This is a genomic window from Citrobacter sp. wls615 (assembly GCF_005281355.1).
In the GTDB taxonomy this organism is placed as follows: domain Bacteria; phylum Pseudomonadota; class Gammaproteobacteria; order Enterobacterales; family Enterobacteriaceae; genus Citrobacter; species Citrobacter werkmanii.
The window spans coordinates 15,553-41,072 of the sequence record NZ_SZXM01000087.1 but is presented as its reverse complement, the minus strand read 5'-3'; the positions used below and the strand labels follow the sequence as shown (position 1 = coordinate 41,072).

At 51.8% G+C, this 25,520-nt stretch carries 21 protein-coding genes; 9 read left to right on the top strand and 12 right to left on the bottom strand.

Annotation, left to right across the window (positions count from 1 at the left end):
• The first annotated feature begins 12 nt into the window (after window positions 1–12).
• Entirely contained in the window at window positions 13–1,206 is a 1,194-nt protein-coding gene (locus FDX04_RS22405; RefSeq protein ID WP_137371488.1) for a Bcr/CflA family multidrug efflux MFS transporter, read from the top strand.
• Window positions 1,207–1,540: 334 nt separating this feature from the next.
• Window positions 1,541–1,885 (top strand): YejG family protein, encoded by a 345-nt coding sequence (locus FDX04_RS22395; RefSeq protein ID WP_029139605.1) that lies wholly within the window; start codon window positions 1,541–1,543, stop codon window positions 1,883–1,885.
• A 3-nt stretch (window positions 1,886–1,888) separates the two neighbouring features.
• Here FDX04_RS22395 and yejF read toward each other — a convergent pair whose 3' ends face one another.
• From yejF to FDX04_RS22350, 9 genes are all read right to left on the bottom strand, one after another.
• Entirely contained in the window at window positions 1,889–3,478 is a 1,590-nt protein-coding gene (yejF, locus tag FDX04_RS22390; RefSeq protein ID WP_137360922.1) for a microcin C ABC transporter ATP-binding protein YejF, read from the bottom strand.
• Between the two features lies 1 nt (window position 3,479).
• Window positions 3,480–4,505 (bottom strand): ABC transporter permease, encoded by a 1,026-nt coding sequence (locus FDX04_RS22385; RefSeq protein ID WP_137371487.1) that lies wholly within the window; start codon window positions 4,503–4,505, stop codon window positions 3,480–3,482.
• On the bottom strand, window positions 4,505–5,599 hold the full coding sequence (locus FDX04_RS22380; RefSeq protein WP_137360920.1) for a microcin C ABC transporter permease YejB: 1,095 nt from the start codon (window positions 5,597–5,599) through the stop codon (window positions 4,505–4,507). The genes FDX04_RS22385 and FDX04_RS22380 overlap by 1 nt, the downstream gene beginning before the upstream one ends.
• Window positions 5,600–7,414: an extracellular solute-binding protein gene (locus FDX04_RS22375; RefSeq protein WP_042307261.1), complete on the bottom strand. Its 1,815-nt coding sequence runs from the start codon at window positions 7,412–7,414 to the stop codon at window positions 5,600–5,602. It lies immediately after the preceding gene.
• A 100-nt stretch (window positions 7,415–7,514) separates the two neighbouring features.
• Window positions 7,515–9,074 (bottom strand): cyclic di-GMP phosphodiesterase, encoded by a 1,560-nt coding sequence (locus tag FDX04_RS22370; RefSeq protein ID WP_137360919.1) that lies wholly within the window; start codon window positions 9,072–9,074, stop codon window positions 7,515–7,517.
• A 168-nt stretch (window positions 9,075–9,242) separates the two neighbouring features.
• A complete protein-coding gene (gene mepS / locus FDX04_RS22365) occupies window positions 9,243–9,812 on the bottom strand; it encodes a bifunctional murein DD-endopeptidase/murein LD-carboxypeptidase (RefSeq protein WP_003027474.1) in 570 nt (189 codons plus the stop codon).
• 413 nt (window positions 9,813–10,225) lie between these two features.
• Entirely contained in the window at window positions 10,226–10,939 is a 714-nt protein-coding gene (locus FDX04_RS22360; protein ID WP_137360918.1) for a phosphatase PAP2 family protein, read from the bottom strand.
• A 34-nt stretch (window positions 10,940–10,973) separates the two neighbouring features.
• Entirely contained in the window at window positions 10,974–11,960 is a 987-nt protein-coding gene (locus FDX04_RS22355) for a GTP-binding protein (RefSeq protein ID WP_042307267.1), read from the bottom strand.
• 119 nt (window positions 11,961–12,079) lie between these two features.
• Window positions 12,080–13,546 carry a mannitol dehydrogenase family protein gene (locus tag FDX04_RS22350; protein WP_137371486.1) on the bottom strand — a complete coding sequence of 489 codons (1,467 nt, stop codon included), beginning with the start codon at window positions 13,544–13,546 and terminating at the stop codon, window positions 12,080–12,082.
• Window positions 13,547–13,748: 202 nt separating this feature from the next.
• Between FDX04_RS22350 and uxuA the strand changes: the two genes are divergently transcribed.
• Window positions 13,749–14,939, top strand: coding sequence for a mannonate dehydratase (uxuA, locus tag FDX04_RS22345; RefSeq protein ID WP_042307270.1), 1,191 nt, complete (start codon window positions 13,749–13,751; stop codon window positions 14,937–14,939).
• A gap of 45 nt (window positions 14,940–14,984) precedes the next feature.
• Here the strand turns inward: uxuA and FDX04_RS22340 are convergent, their stop codons facing one another.
• Window positions 14,985–16,457, bottom strand: a complete 1,473-nt coding sequence (locus FDX04_RS22340; RefSeq protein WP_137371485.1) for a PLP-dependent aminotransferase family protein — start codon at window positions 16,455–16,457, stop codon at window positions 14,985–14,987.
• A gap of 164 nt (window positions 16,458–16,621) precedes the next feature.
• Between FDX04_RS22340 and torC the strand changes: the two genes are divergently transcribed.
• From torC to torD, 3 genes are read left to right on the top strand one after another with little or no spacing between them, the layout of a single operon-like run.
• Entirely contained in the window at window positions 16,622–17,755 is a 1,134-nt protein-coding gene (gene torC, locus FDX04_RS22335; RefSeq protein ID WP_137371484.1) for a pentaheme c-type cytochrome TorC, read from the top strand.
• A gap of 9 nt (window positions 17,756–17,764) precedes the next feature.
• The gene (gene torA / locus FDX04_RS22330; protein ID WP_137371483.1) at window positions 17,765–20,263 is read left to right on the top strand and encodes a trimethylamine-N-oxide reductase TorA; all 2,499 of its coding nucleotides are present in this window, start codon (window positions 17,765–17,767) and stop codon (window positions 20,261–20,263) included.
• Complete coding sequence (gene torD / locus FDX04_RS22325; RefSeq protein ID WP_137371482.1) at window positions 20,253–20,915, top strand: molecular chaperone TorD; 663 nt, start codon at window positions 20,253–20,255, stop codon at window positions 20,913–20,915. The genes torA and torD overlap by 11 nt, the downstream gene beginning before the upstream one ends.
• Here torD and yeiP read toward each other — a convergent pair.
• Window positions 20,912–21,484, bottom strand: a complete 573-nt coding sequence (gene yeiP / locus FDX04_RS22320; RefSeq protein ID WP_038642029.1) for an elongation factor P-like protein YeiP — start codon at window positions 21,482–21,484, stop codon at window positions 20,912–20,914. The two genes, torD and yeiP, sit on opposite strands and share 4 nt — an antisense overlap.
• Before the next feature lie 157 nt (window positions 21,485–21,641).
• Here yeiP and FDX04_RS22315 point away from each other — a divergent pair, with 157 nt between their 5' ends.
• Window positions 21,642–21,896, top strand: coding sequence for a YkgJ family cysteine cluster protein (locus FDX04_RS22315; RefSeq protein ID WP_061382078.1), 255 nt, complete (start codon window positions 21,642–21,644; stop codon window positions 21,894–21,896).
• Here FDX04_RS22315 and setB read toward each other — a convergent pair.
• The gene (gene setB / locus FDX04_RS22310; protein ID WP_137371481.1) at window positions 21,893–23,074 is read right to left on the bottom strand and encodes a sugar efflux transporter SetB; all 1,182 of its coding nucleotides are present in this window, start codon (window positions 23,072–23,074) and stop codon (window positions 21,893–21,895) included. The genes FDX04_RS22315 and setB overlap by 4 nt on opposite strands.
• 368 nt (window positions 23,075–23,442) lie before the next feature.
• Here setB and fruB point away from each other — a divergent pair, with 368 nt between their 5' ends.
• Together fruB and fruK are read left to right on the top strand one after the other, a co-directional pair.
• The gene (fruB, locus tag FDX04_RS22300; protein WP_137371480.1) at window positions 23,443–24,573 is read left to right on the top strand and encodes a fused PTS fructose transporter subunit IIA/HPr protein; all 1,131 of its coding nucleotides are present in this window, start codon (window positions 23,443–23,445) and stop codon (window positions 24,571–24,573) included.
• A complete protein-coding gene (gene fruK / locus FDX04_RS22295; RefSeq protein WP_006683781.1) occupies window positions 24,573–25,511 on the top strand; it encodes a 1-phosphofructokinase in 939 nt (312 codons plus the stop codon). Before fruB ends, fruK begins: the two co-directional genes overlap by 1 nt.
• Window positions 25,512–25,520: the final 9 nt, after the last annotated feature.

Genomic DNA, 25,520 nt, shown 5'->3' with positions numbered 1-25,520 from the left:
CAGGAGCTAAATGTGACCACCCGGCAGAACTCGTCAATTGCCATTGTCTTTATCCTTGGCTTGTTAGCCATGCTGATGCCGTTGTCGATTGATATGTATCTTCCGGCGCTGCCTGTTATCTCTGAGCAGTTTGGGGTGCCTGCCGGTAGCGCGCAGATGACCCTCAGTACCTATATTTTAGGTTTTGCGGTGGGGCAGCTGCTGTATGGTCCAATGGCAGACAGCATTGGGCGTAAACCGGTAATACTGGGCGGAACGCTGGTGTTTGCGGCGGCAGCAGTTGCCTGTGCGCTGGCGCAAACTATCGATCAACTGATCATAATGCGTTTCTTCCATGGTCTGGCGGCTGCGGCAGCGAGCGTAGTTATCAACGCTCTGATGCGCGATATCTATCCAAAGGAAGAGTTTTCGCGCATGATGTCATTTGTCATGTTGGTCACCACCATAGCGCCATTGCTGGCGCCCATTGTGGGCGGTTGGGTGCTGGTATGGCTGAGCTGGCACTATATCTTTTGGATCCTCGCTGTGGCGGCTATTCTGGCTTCAGTGATGATCTTTACGCTGATCAAAGAAACGTTGCCCGTAGAGCGTCGCCAGCCATTTCGCTTGCGCACTACTCTGGGCAACTTTGCCTCGCTGTTTCGTCATAAGCGCGTACTGAGCTATATGCTGGCCAGCGGCGGGTTCAGCTTTGCCGGCATGTTTTCTTTCCTTAGCGCCGGGCCTTTTGTCTACATCGAGATTAACCATGTTTCACCGCAGCATTTCGGTTACTACTTCGCGCTGAATATTGTTTTCCTGTTCGTGATGACCATTATCAACAGCCGCTTTGTCCGTCGCGTAGGGGCATTGAATATGTTCCGTACAGGGCTGTGGATCCAGTTTGTGATGGCGGGCTGGATGGTTTTCAGTGCGTTGTTCGGGGTAGGTTTTTGGGCGCTGGTGGTGGGCGTGGCGGCATTTGTCGGCTGCGTGTCGATGGTGTCATCTAATGCGATGGCGGTCATCCTGGATGAATTCCCACACATGGCGGGAACGGCATCATCTTTGGCGGGGACGTTCCGCTTTGGCATTGGCGCTATTGTTGGGGCACTGTTGTCACTGGCGACCTTTAACTCGGCCTGGCCGATGATTTGGTCGATAGCGTTTTGCGCCACCAGCTCTATTCTCTTCTATCTCTACGCCAGTCGCGCTAAAAAACGGTGATCTAATACACAACATGGAGGTCATAAGGCCTCCAGAGTTGATGTATATCAACCGCAAATCTATCAATTCTCCTGCTTATGTTTATTTTATGTAAAATCAATTTATGTAAAAAGTCACATCATTGTAGTTAAAAAGGTTGAGTTAGATCGCAGAAACGAGTACATATAGCCCGGAAATTTGCCAGAACCATTGAATAAATTTAAATACCTGGTTCGGAAAGTAGCATATGGACATGGGTGTAAACGTTTACCAACTGTTTAAAGACGTTTTGTCAATGATGTGTTAATATTGATGTAAAATAATTGTGAAGTAATTGTGCTTCCAGGGAAAGAAAGTGATGACATTACAACTCTCAATCGTTCATCGTCTGCCGCAGTGCTATCGTTGGTCGGTGGGTTTCGCAGGTTCGAAAGTTGAACCGATTCCGCAGAATGGCCAGAGCAATGAGAACAGCCTGGTGGCGCTCAAATTGCTCAGCCCGGATGGTGATAGCGCGTGGTCAGTTATGCATAAACTCAGCCAGGCCCTCAGTGATATTGAGGTTCCTTGTTCCGTGCTGGAATGCGAAGGGGAGCCGTGCCTGTTTGTGAATCGTCAGGATGAGTTTGCTGCGACCTGCAGACTGAAAAATTTCGGCGTAGCAATTGCAGAACCTTTTTCAAATAACAATCCATTTTGAGCGTCAGCTTAGCGCGAGCAGCTGACGCGTATAGGCCTGTTGTGGCGCGTTGAATACGTGCTCGCATTGCCCCTGTTCCACAACTTCTCCCTGCCTTAGCACAATAACCTGATGGCATAACGCGCGTACGACATGCAAATCATGGCTGATAAAAATATAGGCCAGACGATGCTTTTCCTGTAAGGACTTTAACAACATCAGGATTTGCGCCTGTACGGTCCTGTCGAGTGAGGATGTCGGCTCATCCAGAATGATCAGCGAAGGTTTTAGAATCAACGCCCGGGCAATAGCTATGCGCTGACGTTGACCACCGGAAAACTCCGCGGGATATCGATGCCGCGTTTCGCTATCAAGCCCCACTTCCGTCATTACCGCTTTCACCTGCGCTTCGCGTTGTTCGGCAGTAAGTGTCGGTTGATGAACGCGTAGTCCCTCCTCAATAATCTGCAGCACGCTTAAGCGCGGGTTTAGCGAGGAGTTAGGATCCTGAAATACCACCTGAATGCGGTGACGTACGGGTAACAGCTGGCGACGATTTAAGGTATGCAACGCCTGGCCATCGAACACAATACTTCCCTGCGATGTGATTAGCCTCAGTAGCGCCAGTCCGGTGGTACTTTTCCCGGATCCTGATTCACCGACCAGCCCCAGCGTTTCACCGGGGCGGAGGGAAAAACTGACGTCGCTAACCACGACGTTATGGTCTACTACGCGCTTTAGAATACCTTTGCGGACAGGGAAGGCGACGCGGAGTTTTTCCACTTCCAGCAGGGGGGCTTGCCCTACTGGTAAGGGAACCGGATCACCGGAAGGTTCGCTGTTTAACAATTTCTGCGTGTACGGATGCGAGGGCGCAGAGAGCAACTGTGCGGCACGATTTTGCTCCACGCACTGGCCGTTTTGCATGACCGCCACGGTATCGGCCAGCTTTTTCACAATGCTGAGGTTATGGGTGATGAACAGTAATCCCATATTCAGCTCTCGCTGTAACTCCCGTAACAATTGCAGGATCTGTGCCTGGACGGAGACATCCAGCGCGGTGGTGGGTTCATCGGCAATCAGCAGTTCTGGCCGCGTTAACAGCGCCATGGCGATCATTACACGTTGGCGCTCACCGCCAGACAACTGGTGCGGGTAATCTGCGAGACGTTTGGCCGCCTGACGGATCCCGACGCGGTCCAGACAGGTCAGAATCTCTGCTCGGGCGGCCTCGCGACGCATTCCCCGATGCAGCGACAGCACCTCGTAAAGCTGTTTTTCCAGGTTGTGAAGCGGGTTTAGTGACACCATTGGCTCCTGGAAAATCATGGCGATTTTGTTCCCTCGTACGCTGCGAAGCGTCTGCTCGTTGGCGTGAAGCAATGATTCACCATGGAAACGAATATCACCGGCAAGATAAACCGCGGGAGGGGACGGTAATAAGCGCAGAATAGAAAGCGCGGTCACACTTTTCCCTGAGCCAGATTCGCCCACCAGCGCCAGCGTTTGCCCGGCATCAACCCGCAATGAGAGAGTGTTGACCACGGTGCGCACGGTCTCTTGTTGGCGAAAACCTACCGATAAATTCTCAATAGCTAACAGAGGTTGTGTCATTTTAAATCGCCTTATTGGGATCAAACGCGTCGCGTACCGCTTCACCAATAAAGATCAGTAGCGATAAAAGCAGGGCAACGGAGATGAACGCAGTGATCCCAAGCCACGGCGCCTGCAGGTTATTTTTACCTTGTAACAGGAGCTCTCCCAACGATGGCGAGCCAAGCGGTAAGCCGAATCCGAGAAAATCCAGCGAGGTCAGGGTGGTGATCGAGGCGCATAATATAAACGGTAAAAAAGTCAGGGCGGCGACCATCGCGTTGGGTAGCATATGACGCAGAATAATACTGCGATCGCATACGCCGAGCGCCTGCGCGGCACGAATGTAATCAAAGTTTCGGGTACGTAAAAATTCCGCACGTACCACGCCAACCAGACTCATCCAGCCAAACAGCACGGTAATGCCCAGCAGCCACCAGAAGTTGGGCTGAACCACGCTCGACAGCAGAATGATTAGAAACAGCGTCGGCATACCAGACCAAACCTCAATAAATCGCTGTCCCCACAGGTCCACCTTGCCGCCATAATAGCCCTGAATAGCACCTGCCATGATGCCCATCACGCTGGAACACAGGGTCAGCATTAAACCAAACAGGACCGAGATACGAGTGCCGTACAGGATACGCGCCAGCACATCGCCGCCGTTGGCGTCCGTCCCCAGCCAGTTTTGTGCAGAAGGTGGGGAAGGGAAGGGTTTATCGGTGGCAAAGTTAATGCTGGTGGCGCCAAAGCGTACGGGCGCCCACAGGATCCAGCCCTGCTTCTCCAGGCGCTGCTGTAGCCAGGGATCCTGATAATCAGCTTTGGTCGCCAGCGGTCCGCCGAAGTCGCTTTCACTGTAGTTTTTGAACAGAGGGAAATACCAACTGCTGTCATAGCGCACCAGCAGCGGCTTATCGTTGGCAATCAGTTCGGAACACAGGCTCAGGCCAAACAACACCAGAAAAATCCACAGCGACCAGTAGCCGCGGCGGTTATGGCGAAAACGCGCCCAGCGGGCTTGATTGACGGGGCTTAATCGCGACATTAGCGTCCCTCAAAATCAATACGGGGATCGACCAGCGTATAGCTGATATCACTGAGAATATTCAGCAGCAGTCCGATCAGGGTGAAGATATAGAGCGTGCCAAACATCACCGGGTAGTCGCGTGATACGGTGGATTCATACCCCAGTAACCCCAGTCCGTTAAGCGAGAACATGACTTCAATCAGCAGCGAGCCGGTAAAAAACATGCTGATAAACGTTGCCGGGAAACCTGCTATCACCAGCAACATCGCGTTGCGAAACACATGTTTCCATAGAATGTTTTTCTCGCTTACTCCTTTGGCGCGCGCGGTGACGACATATTGTTTGCGGACTTCATCCAGAAATGAGTTTTTGGTCAACATGGTCAGCGCGGCAAACCCGCCAACCACCGTCGCCAGCACCGGCAGGGTAATATGCCAGAGATAGTCGGTGATCTTTTGATACCAGGGGAGAGTGTCAAAATTAGCGGAAACCAGCCCGCGTAGCGGGAACAGATCGTAATAGCTTCCCCCGGCAAAAAAGACGATCAGCAAAATCGCAAACAGAAATGCCGGGATGGCATAGCCAATAATAATGAATGCACTGCTCCACACATCAAATCGACTGCCATTGTGAACCGCTTTGCGGATACCTAGCGGTATCGACACCAGATAGATGATGAGTGTGCTCCACAGCCCCAGCGTGACGGAAACGGGCAGGCTGTCTTTTATAAGCGTCAGCACCGAAGCGCTACGGAACAGGCTGTCGCCGAAATCGAAACGAATGTAGTCCCAGAGCATTTTGAAGTAACGCTCATGAATAGGCTTATCGAACCCGTAGCGGCGGGTGATTTCTGCAATCACTTCCGGGTCAAGACCGCGGCCTCCGCGATAATTGCTGTCGCTGATGTTACCCACGCCGGTTTGCGCGTGGCTGGCGCGAACGCCTTCGCTGCCCGCGCCGGGTAAGGCTCCACTTTGCCCGAACTCAATAGCGGCGACGGCCTGCTCAACGGGACCGCCTGGGGCAATTTGCACGATAAAAAAGTTAATGGTGATGATGGCCCAGAGCGTCGGGATCACCAGTAGCAGACGTCGAATCAGATAAGCGCCCATTTACTCTCCCTGCCGTCTGGCTGCGGGTAGCTTCGCCGCTTTGTTGACGTCATACCACCAGTTATCGAGGCCGATGGTGTAAATTGGGCGAATAGCAGGATGTGAAAATTTATCCCACCAGGCGATACGATCCTCGGCCATGTACCACATTGGCAACATGTAGTAGTTCCAGGTTAATACCCTGTCCAGCGCCCGTCCCAGCGGGATCAGTTTGGCTTTATCACCTTGCGCCGCGATGATTTGATTGATCAATTTATCAATCACCGGGCTTTGCACGCCGGGCGCATTGTAGCTGGAGTCAATGTATTCAGAGGCCCACAGAATTTGCAGGTCTGAACTCGGCCACGGCATCGCGCGATACAACCTCGGCATCATGTCATAGTCGCGACTGCGCAGACGGTTCGTGATTTGCGAATTATCAACCTGGCGGATGTTCATGGTGATGCCTAAGCGCTGCAGGTTGTGCTGGAACGGCAGTACCCACTGGCTGTTACTGCCCGCCGGGAGCAACAGTTCGAAGCTCAGGGGTTTACCGCTGGTGCTGTTCACGCGCTGCTGTCCCTTTAGTACCCAGCCAGCCTGTTCCAGTAAGGTATTGGCTTTCAATAAGTTGTCCCGATCGTAACCATCACCTGTTGATTTCGGCGGCTGATAAATTTGGCTGAAGACCTCAGGGGGGAGATCTTTTTTCAATGGCGCGAGTATCACCAGTTCATCCGCATCGGGGTAATTTTTTGCGGCATACTCGGTATTCTGAAAATAGCTGTTTGTCCGGCTCCAGGCGTTATAGAACAGGGCTTTATTCATCCATTCAAAGTCAAAGGCCAACGTGATGGCTTCACGTACGCGTCGATCGCTGAATACCGGACGCTGAATATTAAAGGCCAGCCAACGCGTATCCTGTGCGGATTCGTTTTTCTGCTCATCTTTGATGATGTAATGATTTGCGAAATTTTTGCCGGTATAACGTGTCGCCCAGTTTTTGGCATCATTCTCCAGACGCAGATCAAACGCACCGGCCTTAAACGCTTCAAAGGCGACGTTGTCATCAAGATAGTAATCGTAGCGGATGGTATCAAAGTTCCAGCGCCCGCGGTTAACGGGCAGGTTCGCGGCCCAATAATCTTTGACACGCGAATAGACAATATACTGGCCCATTTTCCACTGGGTGATACGGTACGGGCCACTGGCAAGCGGTGGGGAAGATAAGGGATCGCTGAGTTTATGATCCTTCCAGTATTTCTCAGGCATCACGGGTAATGAAAACAGGCTGAGCATATCCTCTTTGCCCGGTTTGGCTAATTCAATACGCACGGTTAACGGTGCAATGGCTTTTACCGTTGTGCCTTTGTAGACGAGGCGAAACTGCGGCACGCCTTCAGTCATAAATTTGTGAAAGGTGAAGGCGACATCGCTGGCGGTAATGGGGGATCCATCATGAAAACGCGCCCGCGGATTAATAGCGATTTCTACCCAGGAATAGTCGTCAGCATAGCGCGCGCTGTCGGCAATGAGCGGGTAATAGCTGCCAGGCTCGTCGTCAGAGGTGGTAAATAGCGTATCGTATAGCGTTTCTGTACGCGCGCCGGGGTTGCCACGCATTGCATAGCGGTTGAAGTTATCGAACGTACCAATCGCAGAGAGGGTGATTTGCCCGCCTTTGGGGGCGGCCGGGTTGACGTAATCAAAGTGGTTAAAGTTAAACGCATACTTCGGTTCGCCCAGTACGGCAAACGCATAGCTTTCTTTGATGGATTGCGCCTGGACGCTAAACCCGATGAGGGCGATAAACAGCAGCAGTAGGCGAGGGATCATATAAAAGCGCTTTCCTTTTCCTGTCACAACCCGACGGGCATCATGCCTGAGAGATAAGGGGTGTGGCGGCGAGTAAGAGTATATGAATCGCAAACTGCGATCACCACGTTGGCTTATTGGGCTGCGCCATCCAACGCACGAAATCAGCAAGCTTTAACGGTCGGCTAACCCAGTATCCCTGGAAAAAATGTACTCCACGATCGCGCAGCCAACGAGCTTGCTCAGGTGTTTCTACCCCTTCAGCAACCGTCAGCATATTAAGACGCTTAGAGAGTGTCAACACGGCGTCCAGAACCGGAGAGGTCAGGGTTTCTGTGCCGATGGCGTTAATAAACCCGCGATCGATTTTCAGGTAGTCAACGGTGAAGCGTTCCAGATAGATAAGCGCGCTATGACCGGTGCCGAAATCATCAATAGCAATTTCAAAGCCAACAGAGTGTAGCCATTCAAATAGCTGTGTCGCCTCGTGTTGATTGAGCATATCGCGTTCAGTGATTTCCAGCACTAACTGAAAATGGTTCGCGGGAAGCGAGGCGCGCAGTCGTCGAATATCGTCTTTAAAACTCTCGCCGTGCAGGTGCGTTGGTGCGATGTTAATCCCCAGTTTGGCGCCAGCAGGAAACACTTTTTGCAGCGTCGGGGCGTCCTGCGCTATCAACTTAAAGAGATGTTGGGTCAGCGGGACAATCATTTGCTGCGATTCTGCGTAATGAATGAAGGCATCCGGGGGGATCTCACCCGTTGATGGATGATGCCAACGTAATAACACCTCAACACCTTTTACCTCCAGCGTTTGCATCTCTACGACGGGCTGGTACACCACATAAAATTGATTATGTTTGATAGCGTGGAGGATATCTTTACCAGGGCGTAACCGGATAGTGAAGATGTAATACCAGAGGAGAACCCCGGTGATAATCCCGGCCATACATCCCAACATAATCGCGTACCAGATGTCGTTGTACGTCCACTCTTGCGCATACAAACGAATCTTCAGCGGCACCTCTTTAAGCGTCGCATGGCGCCATGGCGTGTTAGGTAGCGCAGAGACGTCCATAATTCGGGATGAAAATGTTGAAATAGCCGTGTCGCCAGCAATAACGGCAATACCATTAAAATTATCTTCGCGGGCGGTATAAAGCAGATAGGGTGCCAGGTTGATATTCAGTGAAGAAAATACGCCGCTGTTATGGAGTGAGTGATTGCGGTGCCAAATCATTATCGCGGGTTTATCCGGCATCATGGGCGTCCCGGACAGTATTTCCACATCAACATCTTTGTTGATATTCAGCTTGGGGATCAGCGACAAAATGGGGGAGTTCATTGCACCTGTTGCGGAGGAGCAAAAAGCAATACCGTCTTTTACCAGCAAAAAAGCACGAACGTTGAGGTTAAAAGCCGCACTGGAGGTAAGTTTTGCAGCGACTTGCTGGCAGTTCTTTTCCAGCAGGGGTTGAAGCGCATCGGTGGTGGTTTTGAGATCTGCAAAGTAACTACTGACATAATTCTGGATATCGGCAAGCAGCGTTTCGTACTTAACCTCTCGTTTATGCCAGGTGACCAAAAATTGCAGGGTACTCACGAGCAATGCGACGATTAGTCCCGTTAACATACAGGAAAGCAGGATTTTCCGACCGGATGAAGAGCTGCGTCTGAACATAGTTCCTTATGTTTACCTGTAGTAACCGCTTATTCTGTATGAATATAACCTGAAACGGTCCATGTTGTGAGATTTTTCTTAGTCGAGAGACGAAACAAAAAAGCACCGCCGAAGCAGTGCTTTTGATATGTCTCATCAGGATAGCCAAGGGATAGCTGCCAAACGAAATTAACTGCGGCTCAGAACCCGGCGCGCTTCGTTGTAACGTTTTTTCCAGTAAGGCTCGTTCATGCTGGAAATGATAACGCCACTGCTGGTCGAGGCATGAACAAACTGGTTGTTGCCGATATAGATACCGACGTGACGGCCTGTGGAGCCAGCGCGGAACAGAACCAGATCGCCTGTACGCAGATTAGTACGCGAAACGGATTTACCTGTTTCCTGTTGTTCGTAGGTTGAGCGCGGAAGCTCTAAACCAAACTGCTCACGGAACGTACGCTGTACGAAGCTGGAGCAATCAATACCTTTTTTGGTGCTGCCGCCAAGGCGGTAACGCACGCCTTTCCAGTCAGCATACTGATCCATAATACGTGATTTAACATCGATATTACGGACCATATTTTCAAATTCATCCTGAGAGGCTTGCAGTGAAGAGTTATCTCCATTGCCCACAGCATGCGTCTCAGAATGCATATTCCTGGCGGTGTTCGTAGTACTACATGCGGAAAGCAGAACCGCAACTGCTATCGCGGGTATGCCCCGCAAGATATATCTCAAAATCGGTTGAGATTTGACCATTTTGTTTGTTTTCCCTTGAAGTCCTTAACGATAAATATCGTTATAAAAAATGCCAAACGTGACGAGACTAATTACCATCGCACGATGAGACAATTCCTTAAGGTCAAATCTGTGGCAGAACGCACAAATTTATTCAGAAAGGGAATAATTGTCCCGCGAGGCAAAACGAGTTCGAGGTTACCCGATCGCCCCAGTCATTGCGAGAGATTTTATGTGATTTCTTATAAGAAAAATTGATACAGAAAGTGAATAAACGGCATTGGCTAAATTAAGAACAATTAGCGCAAAAAATACGCAAGTCATTCATTCTAAACATGAATAAGATGACAGGAGAATGACAATCAGAATGATGGAATATCGGTCGGCATCATCAGGGAATCAGAAGTATCCCTGATGATGTTAATTATTTTGCGTTATTTGTTTGAAAATTGTTTGTTTTTGCCGGGCAGATAATTCACAAACAGCGTGACCAGACGATCGCTTAATGGCGTCATTAGCCACCAGGGCAAACCAATCAGCACAACCGTCATGGAGCCGACCACGATATCGGTGAGCCAGTGAGCGCCGATCATTACACGCGGAAAGGCAAAAACCACAGCGATAATAAGGCCGATTATACTTGCAACTTTTCCGAAATAACGCAGCATAAATGCGGAAAAAATAAGCAGCATCATGCCGTGATCGCCAGGAAAACTGTCTCTGGAGGCATCTTTGGTTGGAATATGCAGCAGTTCGCTGACGCGATGAATATTATCCAGCATCAGCGTAGGACTGGCGCGTTTAACCGGAATAAGCGCCTGGCCCAACTGATTTAATACCACTGCGGTGAGCAGCATCACCAGACCTATAGCCACAATACGCCGGCGACCTTCCGTCGTATCCTTCAGCCAAAAGTGCAGCATCAGTGCGCCCATCGCCAACAACGAGCAGCCATCAAATGCCCGGTTATTAGTGATCGCAACAATCCACAGGAACAGCGGGCTTTCAACCAGCTTCTGGTTGAAGAAACGGAAAACGCCCGTATCCAGTGAGGACCAGAACCCGTGCCCGGCGGGAATATACCAGGACAGAAACAGCGCTATACCTGCAATATTGAGCAGAAGAATAAGAGGGTATCGGGTTTTCATCGTCGTTTACCATTGCTATAAAACGAAGGCAACCTTACGCGCTACCGTCTAAACGAAGTCTCAACAATGCGCTCTGTAACGTATTCCAGTCGGTGTCAGTATCGGAGATGAGTTCAATACGGCTATCCGGCGGAGCGACGTTTTGCGTCTCAATATGCCAGTCCTCTCCCTGACGGTTAATGCGCACCAGACCCTCTTTTATACGCATGACTCCTTTTACACGCCCTACGGGGGCAAGGCGCGACCATTCCAGCAGGCCGATGGTATCGAACACCGTATCGGCGTCAAAAATCCAGCCGCAGGCCTGATGACCCTGACCGCTGTTCAGGCTGCGACGCCAGCGCTGTTGTGCGGGCAAACTTAACGCCGCCAGCCCTTTTTTGTCAGCATGACTATGGGCGTGCTCGGCGCTTGCGGGAAGCTGCGCCAGGTTTAGTCGGGGCAAATCCAGTAATTGGCCAGCAATATTTCCATGATCGGCATGAACCAACTGACGATTGCCGCCATAGTGCTGCCACCAGGTTTGCAGGGCGTTTTCGCTTTCCGTTGTGGCGCGGTCGGCTTTGTTGGCGACGATGATATCGGCGGCAGCCAGCTGATCGCGGAAATTGTCATTGGCGACGCTTTTTTCATCCAGTAGCTGGCGCGGATCAAGAATACAAAGGGTCGCGCGCAAATCAATCCACGGTTCGTAAACCGGCGCGGTGAGTAAATCCAGAATCTGTTTGGGATGTCCGAGTCCGGTGGGTTCAATGAGCAGTCGGTCGGGTTTTCCCTGACGCAACAACGTATTGAGGCCAACCTGCATTGGCAGGCCGTTAACACAGCACATACAGCCGCCGGGGATCTCTTTCAGCAATGCGCCGCTGTCGGCTAACAGGGCGCCATCAATACCTACTTCGCCAAACTCATTGACCAGTACGGCCCACTTCTCTGCGGGATCTTTGTTTGCCAATAAATGAAGAATAGAGGTGGTTTTGCCACTGCCGAGAAAACCGGTGATGAGATTGGTTTTAGTCACATTTACTCCAGAATCATAAATTGCCGTAATGGCATTTAACAATCCTGGCGAAAAACGGGGAAAAAGAGAAGGGGTGAGAGGACGAAGACGTGCTTCGTCCTGATTAATGGCAGAAATCGTTAACTTTTTAACGTCTCAATGACAGCCTGATGCGCACCATATTGGGCAATACGTTGCCAGGCGAGTTGAATAGCCGCAACAAACTGCGGATTCTGTACGAGATCGGTGGCGAAAATCTCATGCAGAGAAAGTAGGGCGCTGACGCGTTCTGAGTCTGTACTCTGCTCCACAAGCGCGCCGATTTTCTCGCTCAATGGATCGCGAATATCAATGGCCGCACCTGAATCATCCACTCCGCTCACGTAACGCATCCAGCCTGCGACGCCAAGCGCCAGCAGCGGCCACTCGCTGCGCCGTGCTAAATGTACGCGGATCCCTTCCAGCATACGCTGGGGTAATTTTTGGCTACCATCCATCGCGATTTGCCAGGTTTTATGCTTCAGCGCCGGGTTGGCAAAGCGCTCCAGCAGGTTAGCGGCATACTGGTCTAAATCAACATCGGTGATTTGCAGCGTAGGTGCCTGTTCGTTGAGCATCAGGCGGTAGGCGGCTTCACGAAATGCGCTGTCCTGCATGCAGTCGCTGATGTGCTGAAACCCAGCCAGATAGCCGAGATACGCGAGAAACGAATGACTACCGTTCAGCATCCGCAGTTTCATTTGTTCCCACGGCAGAACGTTTTCAACCATTTGTACGCCGGCGGTTTCCCACTGCGGACGACCACACACAAAATTGTCTTCAATCACCCACTGGATAAAGGGCTCACAACTGATTGCGCAGGGATCGGCCACTCCCAGCTCGCGGGCGATTTCAGCCAGTGACTCTTCGGTAGCGGCAGGAACAATCCTGTCCACCATGGTACCCGGGAAGCTGACATGTTCCTGGATCCAGTGTGCCAGCTCAAGTGAGCGTTTCTCCGCCATTCCCAGTACGGCGTTTTTTACCACATGGCCATTGTCCGGGATATTATCGCAGGAGAGGACGGTAAAAGGTTGCAGCCCGCGTTCACGTCGGCGGTGCAGCGCTTCAACAATAATACCGGGTGCGGAGTGTGGTTCAGCCGGAGTTTGTAGATCATGAACAATGCGTGGATGAGAAAGATCCAGCGAGCCTGTTGCCGGATCGATGCAGTAGCCTTTTTCCGTAATCGTTAACGAGACAATCGCTACCTGAGGTTCACAGAATTTTTCGATAATGGCCGCCAGTGAATCCAGCGTGGCGTTCAGGCATTCTTTGACGGAGCCAATAACAATCGGTTGGTTACCATTCGCCCCTTTTTCTAACACGGTAAATAAATGATCCTGCTCGCGAAGCTGACTCATTAGCCGATCGCCGCTGAACAGACTTATCTCGCAAATTCCCCAGTCCCCACCCGGTGCATTCAGTACCCGGTCGGTCAGTAATGCCTGATGGGCGCGGTGAAAAGCACCGAAACCAAAATGCACAATCCGCGTTTTTAATTGTTGGCGATCGTACTGCGGCATCATGACATTTTTCGCGAGCGGCGCTGAGGCAATAGTTTTCATTCAATACACCTGATTAACCATTAATTAACAATGGCAGTATAAAGTTATATGACAGCAAATTGAATTGGTGTGCCTCATTTATCCGGGGAATGTGAGCTGGATCAACCAATCATCGCGGATTCGTTGATCCTCGCCCAGATGCCTGTATGGTAGTCGTCATTAAGTGAGTTTAATTTGGTATAACAACTTGTGAGGTGAAACAATGGAACAAACCTGGCGTTGGTACGGACCTAACGATCCAGTATCGCTTGATGATGTGCGTCAGGCTGGCGCAACGGGTGTTGTGACCGCCTTGCACCACATTGCCAACGGTGAAGTCTGGCCGGTAGAAGAGATTAAAAAGCGGCAGGCTATTCTGGCTGAAAAAGGGCTGACCTGGTCAGTGGTGGAAAGTATCCCCGTCCACGAAGATATCAAAACGCACTCTGGTCAGTATCAAACGTGGATTGCTAACTATCAGCAGAGTATCCGTAATCTGGCGACCTGCGGCATCGATACCGTGTGCTATAACTTCATGCCGATCCTCGACTGGACGCGTACTGACCTCGAATATCAGTTGCCGGACGGCTCCAAAGCGCTGCGTTTTGACCAGATCGCTTTTGCTGCCTTTGAGCTGCATATCCTCAAACGTTCTGGGGCCGAAGCAGATTACACCCCGGAAGAACAACGCCAGGCGCTGGACTATTTCAATGCCATGAGCGAAGCCGATATTGAAAAACTGACGCGCAATATTATTGCAGGTCTGCCCGGTGCCGAAGAGGGATATACCCTGGATCAGTTCCGTGCGCGCCTTGCTGAATATGACGGCATCAGTAAAGACGATTTGCGCAATAATATGGCGGTATTCCTGCGGGCGATAGTGCCAGTGGCAGAAGAAGTCGGCGTCCGTCTTGCCGTGCACCCGGACGATCCGCCGCGTCCGATCCTCGGCCTGCCGCGCATCGTTTCGACCATTGAAGATATGCAGTGGCTGAAAGACACCGTCGACAGCATCAATAACGGTTTCACCATGTGCACCGGCTCCTACGGCGTACGCGCCGATAACGATCTGGTGAAAATGATTGAAACTTTTGGCGATCGTATTCACTTCACGCATCTGCGTTCAACTTGCCGTGAAGATAACCCGAAAACCTTCCACGAAGGTGCGCATTTGCAGGGTGATGTGGATATGGTATCGGTGGTGGCGGCGATTCTGAGCGAAGAGCAGCGTCGTAAACAGGCGGGCGATCTACGTCCAATCCCGATGCGCCCCGATCACGGGCACCAGATGCTTGATGATTTGCATAAGAAAACCAACCCGGGCTACTCTGCGATTGGTCGTCTGAAAGGCCTGGCGGAAGTCCGTGGCGTTGAGCTGGCGCTGAAACAAACGCAGTTTCGCGATCTGCTGTAAGGCGAACAACAGGGATTGAGCGGCAGGCTCGATCCCTGTAATCCATCAAGGCTGCGATAGCGCCTGTTCCAGTACTGCCAGGACTCTTTTTATCTGCTGTATCTGCAATCCACCAAAACCAAAAAACATGACTGCATCGCTGTTCTCCTTACGCCATGCGGCTTCTGAGCCATTCTCTATATCTGGCAGGGTATCAAAACGAATCCCGGCCAGCAGGCAGCGTTGTTGCAGCCTGGCGATAGTTTCGGGGGACCAGGCAATGCGTAAAGAGAGGTGCAGACCTGCCGTTGCTCCAGCGATTTTCCCTTCCGGAAACAACGCGGACAGGCCGTCGCGTAATAGCGTAAGACGTGCCGCATAATTGCAGGCCAGCTTGCTGATATGCGTATAAAACACCTGATTTTGCATTAATTCGGCCAAAAATTGCTGCAACAACCACTGGCTCCCGTTGTTATTGAGCGCTTTCATATTCTGTACGGCCGAAAGCAGTTCGTCAGGGCAAATCAGATAGCCAAGACGTCCTCCTGGCCCCAGTGTTTTGGAAAATGTCCCCATATAGATAACCCGGTTGTGATAATCCATGGCTTTCAGCGCGGGAAGGGGATTTTCTCCATAGGTAAAAACGGCATCGTAATCGTCTTCAATAATGTAAGCGCCGACGCGCTGCGCCCATGTTAATAATGCCTGACGCCGCTCCAGTGACAGGACGCTACCCAGCGGATACTGATGTGCTGGAGTAACATAACAAAGCTGGGTGGCATATTCCGGTAAATTATCTGTTTGCAGCCCGTGGTTATCGACGGCAATTGGCGTAATGTCTGCGCCGTAATAATTAAACAGATGCCAGGCACCCGAATAACAAGGGGACTCGGTTACAATATGGCACTTTTTTTGCTGACTGAAAGTATGATGGTTAATAAAGAGTTGAGTGAGCAGTGATAGTCCTTCCTGAATCCCGTTAGTAATAATGATGTTCTCTGCTCGAGTATTAATACCGCGAGATAAATTAAGGTATCTGACCAATTGTTCACGCAGTGAAAATAATCCATTTGGTGAATGATATCGGGTAAATAATTGTTCCTTGAGGATGCTGGGGGCGTTATTCCATTTGCGCCAGCTTGACCAGGGAAAAGCATTGGGATCGGGAACGCTCATTTGACAATAGCACTCTCGTCCAGGCTCTACATAAACATCGGTGGGGATCCCAGCCGCTTTAGGTTTCATCGGCGGGGAACCCTGCGCGACGGGCACGATTGCTGGCGTTGTGCGTACAGGTGTGGTGAAGATGACCTCGTAGCCGATACCTTGTCGACTCTTAATTAATCCCGCGGCCATGAGCTTATCATAGGCCATCACGACCGTTATTTTGGCAACGTTTAATACCTGCGCCTGCTCGCGAATAGAGGGAAGTTTATCTCCACAAAGCAAATCACCGCGCTGAATGGCCTGGAAATAAAATTGAAATATCTGCAATTGCAGCGGGGTACGGCTTTCTCTATCGAGAGTCAGTGTTAGCATGAGAAATTCCTTATGTATAATACGCACTATATTACGAGCTTCTCTTCTTTCCGCTTTGATGCACCTCATAGAGTAGATGCTGTTCCTATAAGCTGCTTTTGCTGTCTCTATTTTTGATTTTTATGATCGCTTAGCGTGTCGCTATTAAAAAAATGGAGGCAAGCATGTCGTGGATAAAAAAGAACGCACTGTGGTGCGCATTCGTCGGGGCAGTAGCAATGGCCCTTGCAATTTGGGGGACGTGGCAAGGCGTTCATTACACCAGTACCACCGAATTTTGTTTATCGTGTCACTCGATGCGTACACCAGGAGAGGAATATAAAACCAGCGTGCATTTTCGCAATGCTTCTGGAGTGCGTGCTGAGTGTAAGGATTGTCATATTCCGCCAGGGATCGTCCCGACGCTGGTTCGTAAAACGGAAGCCTTAAACGACCTCTACCACACCTTTATCTCTCCTTCGATTGATACCCCGGAAAAATTTGCCGCAAAACGAGCGGAATTGGCTCAGCGAGAGTGGGCGCGAATGAGCGCTAACAATTCGGCGGCATGTAAATCTTGCCACAGCTATGAGGCGATGGATCACGGCAAACAATCTGCGAATGCGGCGGCGCAAATGACCGCGGCGGCGGCAAAAGACAGCAACTGTATTGATTGCCATAAAGGTATTGCCCATCACAAACCCGATATGAGCAGCGGTTTCCGCGATCGCTATAAGCAGTTGCAGCAGCAGGGAGCGTCTTTATCGAATGCGAGCATGCTGTTCTCGTTAAGCGAAAAAGCACTGACGGCAACGGCCGGAAGCCCCGCAGGTAAAGCGCTGTTATTTCCTGCCACCGAGGTCAAAGTGCTGCAAAAAGAGGGCAGCAACGTGCAGCTTGAACTGACGGGCTGGCGTGAAAGTAAAGGACGCGGGCGGGTGATAACCCAGTATATGGGTAAGCGTGTGTTCTCGGCCGTGCTGGATGACTCTCTGATGGCTAACGTCAAAGTGCTGCAAACTCAGGTCGATCCTGACTCACACCAGCAATGGCAGCAGGTGAGCGTGACCGCCTGGACCTCTGCCCAGGGGCTTATCAGCGATATTGCACCGATCTGGGAATATTCGGATCAAATGCTGCAATCCACCTGTAGTGCCTGTCATAGCACTCCTCCTACGACCCGATATACCGCCAACGGCTGGATCGCCGGATTGAAAGCGATGTCCACCTATTACCGACTGAATCCGGTGGAAGAACGTACGTTGTTGAAATACCTCCAGACCCATGCCAGCGATGTGTCTGAACCTAACAAAAATTAAGGAAAATGTATGGATATTTATGACTTTAACCCGTCTCGCCGCCGTTTTCTGAGCGGTATGTTGGCGGTGGGCGCAGCCAGTGCGCTGGCGCCGAATCCGCTGATCTCAAAAGTATGGGCGGCGGGAGAAAACCCCGAACAGTGGATCCAGTCCGGTTCGCATTATGGCGCTTTTGAAGCCAAAGTGGTCAACGGCGAGTGGACAGAAACCCGGCCTTTCAAACATGACAAATACCCTTGCGATATGCTGAACGCGGTGCGTGAAGTGGTCTATAACCCGTCGCGGGTGCGTTATCCAATGGTTCGTCTGGACTGGTTACGCAAGCGTGAGAAATCGGATCGCAGCCAGCGCGGAGATAATCGTTTTGTGCGGGTAAGCTGGGATCAGGCGCTGGATCTGTTTTACGAAGAGCTGGAACGGGTACAAAAAACCTACGGCTCATCGGGGGTATTTACCGGGCTGGCCGACTGGCAAATGGTGGGAAAATACCATAAAGCGGGCGGGGCGATGGACAGAGGACTTGGCCTGCATGGTAGCTATGTGACGACCGTCGGCGACTACTCTGCGGCCGCGGCGCAGGTTATCTTGCCGCATGTGATTGGTTCGCTGGAAGTTTATGAGCAGCAAACGTCGCTGCCGCTGGTTATCCAGAACAGTAACACCATCGTGCTGTGGGGTTGCGATCCGATCAAGAACCTGCAGATCGAGTTCCTGGTCCCCGATCACGATGCGTTTGGCTATTGGCAACAAATTAAAGAGGCGGTTGCGCAGGGTAAAATGCGTGTTATCAGCGTCGATCCAGTGCGTAGCAAATCGCAAAACTATCTTGGCTGCGAACAACTGGCGCTTCGGCCTCAAACCGATGTCGCGCTAATGTTGGCACTCGCTCATACGCTGTATGAAGAAAAACTGTATGACACGGCGTTTATCAACGATTACACCGTCGGTTTTGAGCAGTTTTTACCGTATCTGCTTGGGGAGAGTGATAAGCAGCCGAAAAATGCCGAATGGGCAGCGGAAATCTGTGGCCTGACGGCGGAGCAGATCCGTGATTTCGCGCGCCTGCTGGTCAAAGGCCGGACCCAATTTATGGGCGGTTGGTGCGTACAACGCATGCATCATGGCGAACAGTATCCCTGGATGCTGGTGGTGCTGGCCAGTATGGTTGGGCAAATTGGCTTGCCGGGCGGGGGCGTAGGGTTTGGCTGGCATTACAACGGCGGTGGTACGGTGACATCCGCCGGACCTGTACTCTCCGGGCTGGGAGGGATCGCGAATCCTCCACCGGCGAAGTATAAAGCGGATTTTCGCGGCGCATCGGAGCATATCCCCACCTCACGCATCGTTGACTGTCTGCTTGAGTCGGGCAAAAAGGTTGCCTTTAACGGCGAAACGTTAACCTGGCCTGATATCAAAATGGCGATCTACAGCGCGGCGAATCCATTCCATGCGCAGCAGGATCGTAATCGCATGATCGAGGCGTGGAAGAAGCTGGAAACCGTGGTGGTATTGGATCATCAATGGACCGCGTCGTGTCGATTTGCCGATATCGTTCTGCCCGTGACCACCCGTTTTGAACGCAACGATATTGAACAGTTTGGTACGCATTCGAATAAAGGGCTGATGGCGCTGCATCAGATCGTTAAACCGCAATATGAAGCCCGGCATGATTTTGACGTTTTTGCCGGATTATGTAAGCGCTTTGACAAAGAAGCGGTGTACCGCGAGAACCGTGACGAAATGCAGTGGATACAAGCGCTCTATGACGAAGGCGTGAAGATGGGTGCGTCGCTCGGCGTCTCTTTACCAGACTTTGCGACATTCTGGCAGGGTGAAGGATATATTGAATATCCGGCCGGACAGCCGTGGGTGCGTCACGGTGAGTTTCGCGACCAGCCAGACCTCAATCCTCTGGGAACGCCTTCAGGTCTGATTGAAATCTACAGTAAAACCATTGCTGGCTTTGCCTACGAGGACTGTCCGGGTCATCCGGTATGGATGGAACCGTTTGAACGTAATCATTCCGCTAAAAAAAATAAATACCCGCTGCATCTGCAATCCTGCCATCCGGATAAACGTCTGCACTCTCAGCTGTGCTCAAGCGAGGCGTTTCGCAACACCTATGCGGTTGCCGGAAGAGAACCGCTTTATATCAGCGCGCAGGATGCCGCCGCCCGTGGCCTGAAAGCAGGTGATATTGCACGCGTCTTCAACGACCGCGGTCAGGTGCTGGCTGGGGTGGTGATTAGCCCTGATTTCACTCCAGGCGTAATCCGCATTCATGAAGGGGCGTGGTATTCCCCGCAGGAAGGTGGAAAAGCCGGGACGTTATGCACCTATGGCGACCCGAATGTCCTGAGCGCCGATATTGGTACTTCACAGCTGGCACAAGGCCCTTCAGCGCATACCGTGCTGGTGGAGGTCGAACGTTACCAGCAAAAAGCCCCACAAGTAACGGCGTTCGGTGGCCCGGAGACAGTAAAAGAGGAGGGGGGAAGTGCAGCATAACCAAATACATCAGCAGCGGGCGGACATGTACCAGTGGTTCTCGCAATTGTTATTCCGTGAGCTGGACGAAAAGCAACTTGCCAGCCTTGAAAACGGCGAGAATCGGGCGTGGATTATCTCACTGGCGGCGATTCCTGGGTTGTCTGGCAAGGTTAAGCAATTTGAGCGTAGTCTGACCCGGATTTTGCGTCGTGATTCCCGACAGATGGAACTCGCCGCGGATTTCGCCTCGCTGTTTCTGCTGGCACCGCCTGGCGGAGTTTCTCCCTATGCCGGGCACTATCCGCATACGACCGCGTCAGCAGAACGTCAGCAAATGAATGTGCTGCTGATCGAACACGGTCTGGCCGCGCGGGAAAATGAGCCATCCGATCATATCGCCATTCAACTGGCATTGATGGCGAAGATGGTTGCTAAAGAGGAGGCGGTATCTGCACAGTATTACTTTTTGCATCACCATATGATGTGCTGGGCGCCATTGCTACGCGATGCCTGCCTGGCGCGAGATGAACAGGGGTTTTACCCGCAGGCGGTCAACCTGATAGTGAGTTTTATGCGCGAGGATGAACAGTATCTGGAATCGCTGTTAATGGATGATTTTTATCTCAGCAGCCAGCGCTGTCCCTTGTCGTTAATGGGGAGCAGAAGTTAGTCTGCACGGCCCATATAGCGACGTTCTTCGATATGAATACGGATTTTTTCGCCCGCACTCAGATACTCAGGAACCAGGATCACCAGACCGGTAGTCAGGGTCGCAGGTTTGTTACGCGCACTTGCTGATGCCCCTTTAATGCCCGGCGCTGTTTCAACAATCTCCAGGTCTACCGTTTGCGGCAGTTCCAGCGCCAGCAGTTGGCCGTCCCAGGTCAGAACCTGCATGTCCGGCATTCCGCCTTCCGGCATGAACAACAGTTCTTCTTCAATCTGGTCTTTGGTGAAGGTATACGGGGTATAGTCTTCTTTATCCATAAAGACATATTCATTGCCATCGACGTAGGAAAAATCAACGCCACGACGGCTCAGGGTGACAGTATCAACGATATCATCGCCCTTGAAACGCTCTTCAACTTTCAGGCCGGTACGGACATCAGAAAAACGCATTTTGTACAGCGTGGCGGCGCCACGTGCGGTTGGCGATTGAATATCAATATCTTTTACAATCAGCAGCTTGCCGTTGTAATTCAGTACCATACCTTTTTTAATTTCGTTCGCTCTTGGCATCGAAAAAATCCTGTAGTGAGGAGTGTCTAAAATATCGCGTAAAACTACTCGCGCTGGGGCATTCAGGCAAGTGGAATTGATGCTTTTGCTGGTGCAAAAAAGGTGTTACTGTGCGCTTCTCGCCCAATCCGATGGTTCACGATAAAGAGAATACTGTATGGAATGCCGTCCGGATTGTGGTGCATGCTGCACCGCGCCTTCAATCTCCAGTCCCATCCCCGGTATGCCTGATGGCAAACCCGCTAATACACCATGCGTTCAGTTGGATGAATCATTGCGCTGTAAAATTTTTGCTTCGCCGCTGCGGCCAAAAGTATGTGCCGGTTTGCAGCCCAGTGCGGAAATGTGTGGGAAGACGACGCACCAGGCCATGCTGTATCTTATTGAGCTTGAATCGCTGACCGCGCCTTAAACATCTTTTATGCGCGCCAGGCACACGATGGTGGCGACGATCATCACCAGCGCAAACCAGAACACTGCGTGATAATTCCAGATTTCAGCGGCAATACCGGCCAACGATCCGGCAATAATCCAGCCTACGCGAATGGTATTCGTATAAAGGGTCGTGGCTGAACCTGCTTGTCCTGGCATCAAATCCTGGAAATAGAGCATGCCAATCCCGCCAAGGATGCCGATATAAATCGCGTTCAGCAGCTGTAAACCAAGCAATAACGCCGGAGAGTGGGCCAACAGCATACCGGCATAAAAGAAAAAGCCGGCGACGACGGCAATTCGCATCAACAGTCGCTTGCCCAGACGCTTCGCAAAGTATCCGGCAATCAACATGGTCGGGATTTCCAGCCCGGCAGCGGTGCCCATCATGATACCCGCCAGTTTTTCCGGCAGATGCAGTTCGTTGATAATAAACAGCGGCATATTAATGATATAGAGGCTATTGGTCCCCCACATTAATGTGCAGATAACAAAAAGGAGCAGTGTGTCGCGACGATTGCGCCGTGGCGCCTCCACCACGCCAGTGGCGAGAGGCACATTTTTACTCATCGACGGTAAGAACAGCCAAACCATTGCGCCGCAGACAATAAAAGCAACCGCCGCGCTGAGGTACATCACCGTGAAGCTAAATCCCATTGCCAGTGCGTAGGCCAGCGGCGGGCCAATTACCCAGGCCAGCGATACCTGCGCACGTAAAATTGAGCTGAACATGACCGCTTCCCGGCCTGTACGGTCGGCATGCTCGCGAGCGAGAGCAAACATTTGCGGGTTGGCGGTTGAACCAAAGCTGCTGAGGAAGACGCCGACAAACAGCAAAATAAAATAGTTGCGGTTCCAGGCAAACAGCACGCAGGCCAGCATGCCCAGCACACAACAGAAGACAATCAGGTTTTTGCGGTCGCCTTTTTTATCCGATCGCCCGGCCAGAAACTGACTCACCAGGATACCGATTACTGCGCTGCCGGTAAAAAAGAACCCGACCATACCGGGACGGGCATGGACTTCATCGGTCAGAAAAAGACTCAGCGTTGGTGTCTGCAAAGCGCCGGCGATACCCGTCAGAAATGCGACAAGCAGGAACGCCGCAGACGTTAAATCGAACGCCTTAGGTGTGGCGGCTACGGGGGTGTTATGCATGTTTTGATATCAATGATGTGAAGAGACGCGGAGTTTACGCTGCTTGCCAGAAAATAAACAGGTAGCCAAATCAAAATCGGCATCAAAAATCAAAATAGCATTTTAGTCAAAGAATGCTGTTTGCTGATGTTGCTGAATCTGACACGCTGACGCCATTTTTGCTTCAGCAATTTTATCTCTCCCCGGGAGAAAATGTGCGTTATCTCTAAATTCAGCAAGTAATTTGTCAACTTTACTTGTGTGCTGAAGAAAAAAGATCAAGACTTCTTGAAACGTTTCAGCGTCATCTTGCCATAACTGATGGAGTCAGGTGACGCCTTTTTTCTCATGTTGGCTGAATCGTTTCAATTCAGCGGGAGAGGAGAACCATGTTCCAGTTATCTGTTCAGGATATTCACCCGGGCGAACAGGCCGGGAATAAAGAAGAGGCTATTCGCCAGGTTGCCGCGGCCTTAGTGCAGGCGGGTAACGTTGCGGAAGGCTACATCGATGGCATGCTGGCGCGTGAACAACAAACGTCCACGTTTCTTGGCAACGGTATTGCTATTCCTCACGGGACGACGGACACGCGCGATCGGGTGCTGAAAACCGGTGTGCAGGTGTTTCAGTTCCCGCAGGGCGTGACCTGGGGCGAAGGGCAGGTCGCGTATGTGGCGATAGGTATTGCCGCCAGCTCTGATGAGCACCTCGGTTTACTGCGTCAGCTGACGCATGTGTTGAGTGATGACTCCGTTGCTGAACAGCTGAAATCAGCGACCACGGCGGAAGAGCTACGCGCGTTGCTGATGGGCGAAAAGCAGAGCGAACAATTAAAGCTTGATAACGAAACGCTGTCGCTGGACGTCGTTGCCAGCTCGCTGGTTACGCTGCAGGCGCTCAACGCCGCGCGGCTGAAAGAGGTCGGCGCGGTTGATGCCGCATTTGTCGCCAGAGCCATCAATGAGCAGCCGATGAATCTCGGTCAGGGTATCTGGCTGAATGACTGTGCTGAAGGCAACGTGCGCAGCGCCGTTGCGGTCAGCCGTGCAGCTACGGCGTTTGATGTCCAGGGGGATGCGGCAGCCCTGCTGGTGACCGTCGCGATGAATGACGATCAACCGGTTGCAGTGCTGAAGCGCCTTGGCGATCTGCTGCTGAACAATAAAGCTGACCGTTTGTTGAAAGCGGATGCGGCAACGGTACTGGCGCTGCTGACCAGCGATGACGCCTTAACTGATGATGTACTGAGCGCCGAATTTGTTGTGCGCAATGAGCATGGTTTGCACGCCCGTCCGGGCACCATGCTGGTGAATACGATTAAACAATTTAACAGTGAAATTACCGTGACAAATCTCGATGGAACCGGCAAACCGGCAAATGGACGCAGTCTGATGAAAGTTGTGGCATTAGGCGTGAAAAAAGGACATCACCTGCGCTTTACCGCCCAGGGCGAGGATGCTGAACAGGCGCTGAAAGCGATTGGCGAAGCCATCGCGGCAGGTCTTGGGGAGGGCGCGTAATGAGCAGACGTGTTGCTACTATCACCCTTAACCCGGCCTACGACCTGGTGGGTTTCTGCCCGGAAATTGAACGCGGCGAAGTGAATCTGGTGAAAACCACCGGCCTGCATGCGGCGGGGAAAGGGATTAATGTCGCTAAAGTCCTGAAAGATCTAGGTATCGATGTCACGGTGGGCGGTTTCCTGGGTAAAGACAACCAGGATGGTTTTCAGCAGTTGTTCAGCGAGCTGGGCATTGCCAACCGCTTTCAGGTTGTACAAGGGCGTACCCGTATCAACGTCAAGCTGACCGAAAAAGACGGTGAAGTCACCGACTTCAATTTCTCCGGCTTTGAAGTTACCCCTGCTGACTGGGAACGCTTTGTGAACGATTCGCTGAGCTGGCTGGGCCAGTTCGACATGGTGTGCGTTAGCGGTAGTTTGCCGACCGGCGTGAGCCCGGAAGCTTTCACCGACTGGATGACGCGTCTGCGCAGTCAGTGTCCGTGCATTATCTTTGATAGTAGTCGTGAAGCGTTGGTGGCAGGTCTGAAGGCGGCGCCGTGGCTGGTGAAGCCAAACCGTCGTGAACTGGAAATCTGGGCGGGTCGTAAACTGCCTGAAATGAAAGATGTGATTGATGCTGCGCATGCGCTGCGCGAGCAGGGTATTGCTCATGTCGTGATTTCACTCGGTGCGGAAGGCGCGCTGTGGGTTAACGCTTCGGGTGAGTGGATTGCTAAACCGCCCTCAGTTGAGGTGGTCAGCACCGTGGGCGCGGGTGATTCAATGGTTGGCGGTCTGATTTATGGTCTGCTGATGCGTGAGTCCAGCGAACACACCCTGCGTCTGGCGACGGCTGTTGCCGCCCTGGCGGTAAGCCAAAGTAACGTGGGCATTACCGATCGTCCTCAGTTGGCCGCAATGATGGCGCGTGTCGACTTAAAACCGTTTAACTGACAGCAGGAG

What these genes read in the sequence shown, in the direction of transcription:
- yejF (WP_137360922.1), bottom strand. Translation starts at nt 3,478, where the DNA reads ATGACACAACCTCTGTTAGCTATTGAGAATTTATCGGTAGGTTTTCGC.
- FDX04_RS22385 (WP_137371487.1), bottom strand. Translation starts at nt 4,505, where the DNA reads ATGTCGCGATTAAGCCCCGTCAATCAAGCCCGCTGGGCGCGTTTTCGC.
- FDX04_RS22380 (WP_137360920.1), bottom strand. Translation starts at nt 5,599, where the DNA reads ATGGGCGCTTATCTGATTCGACGTCTGCTACTGGTGATCCCGACGCTC.
- FDX04_RS22375 (WP_042307261.1), bottom strand. Translation starts at nt 7,414, where the DNA reads ATGATCCCTCGCCTACTGCTGCTGTTTATCGCCCTCATCGGGTTTAGC.
- FDX04_RS22370 (WP_137360919.1), bottom strand. Translation starts at nt 9,074, where the DNA reads ATGTTCAGACGCAGCTCTTCATCCGGTCGGAAAATCCTGCTTTCCTGT.
- mepS (WP_003027474.1), bottom strand. Translation starts at nt 9,812, where the DNA reads ATGGTCAAATCTCAACCGATTTTGAGATATATCTTGCGGGGCATACCC.
- FDX04_RS22360 (WP_137360918.1), bottom strand. Translation starts at nt 10,939, where the DNA reads ATGAAAACCCGATACCCTCTTATTCTTCTGCTCAATATTGCAGGTATA.
- FDX04_RS22350 (WP_137371486.1), bottom strand. Translation starts at nt 13,546, where the DNA reads ATGAAAACTATTGCCTCAGCGCCGCTCGCGAAAAATGTCATGATGCCG.
- uxuA (WP_042307270.1), top strand. Translation starts at nt 13,749, where the DNA reads ATGGAACAAACCTGGCGTTGGTACGGACCTAACGATCCAGTATCGCTT.
- FDX04_RS22340 (WP_137371485.1), bottom strand. Translation starts at nt 16,457, where the DNA reads ATGCTAACACTGACTCTCGATAGAGAAAGCCGTACCCCGCTGCAATTG.
- torC (WP_137371484.1), top strand. Translation starts at nt 16,622, where the DNA reads ATGTCGTGGATAAAAAAGAACGCACTGTGGTGCGCATTCGTCGGGGCA.
- torA (WP_137371483.1), top strand. Translation starts at nt 17,765, where the DNA reads ATGGATATTTATGACTTTAACCCGTCTCGCCGCCGTTTTCTGAGCGGT.
- yeiP (WP_038642029.1), bottom strand. Translation starts at nt 21,484, where the DNA reads ATGCCAAGAGCGAACGAAATTAAAAAAGGTATGGTACTGAATTACAAC.
- FDX04_RS22315 (WP_061382078.1), top strand. Translation starts at nt 21,642, where the DNA reads ATGGAATGCCGTCCGGATTGTGGTGCATGCTGCACCGCGCCTTCAATC.
- setB (WP_137371481.1), bottom strand. Translation starts at nt 23,074, where the DNA reads ATGCATAACACCCCCGTAGCCGCCACACCTAAGGCGTTCGATTTAACG.
- fruB (WP_137371480.1), top strand. Translation starts at nt 23,443, where the DNA reads ATGTTCCAGTTATCTGTTCAGGATATTCACCCGGGCGAACAGGCCGGG.
- fruK (WP_006683781.1), top strand. Translation starts at nt 24,573, where the DNA reads ATGAGCAGACGTGTTGCTACTATCACCCTTAACCCGGCCTACGACCTG.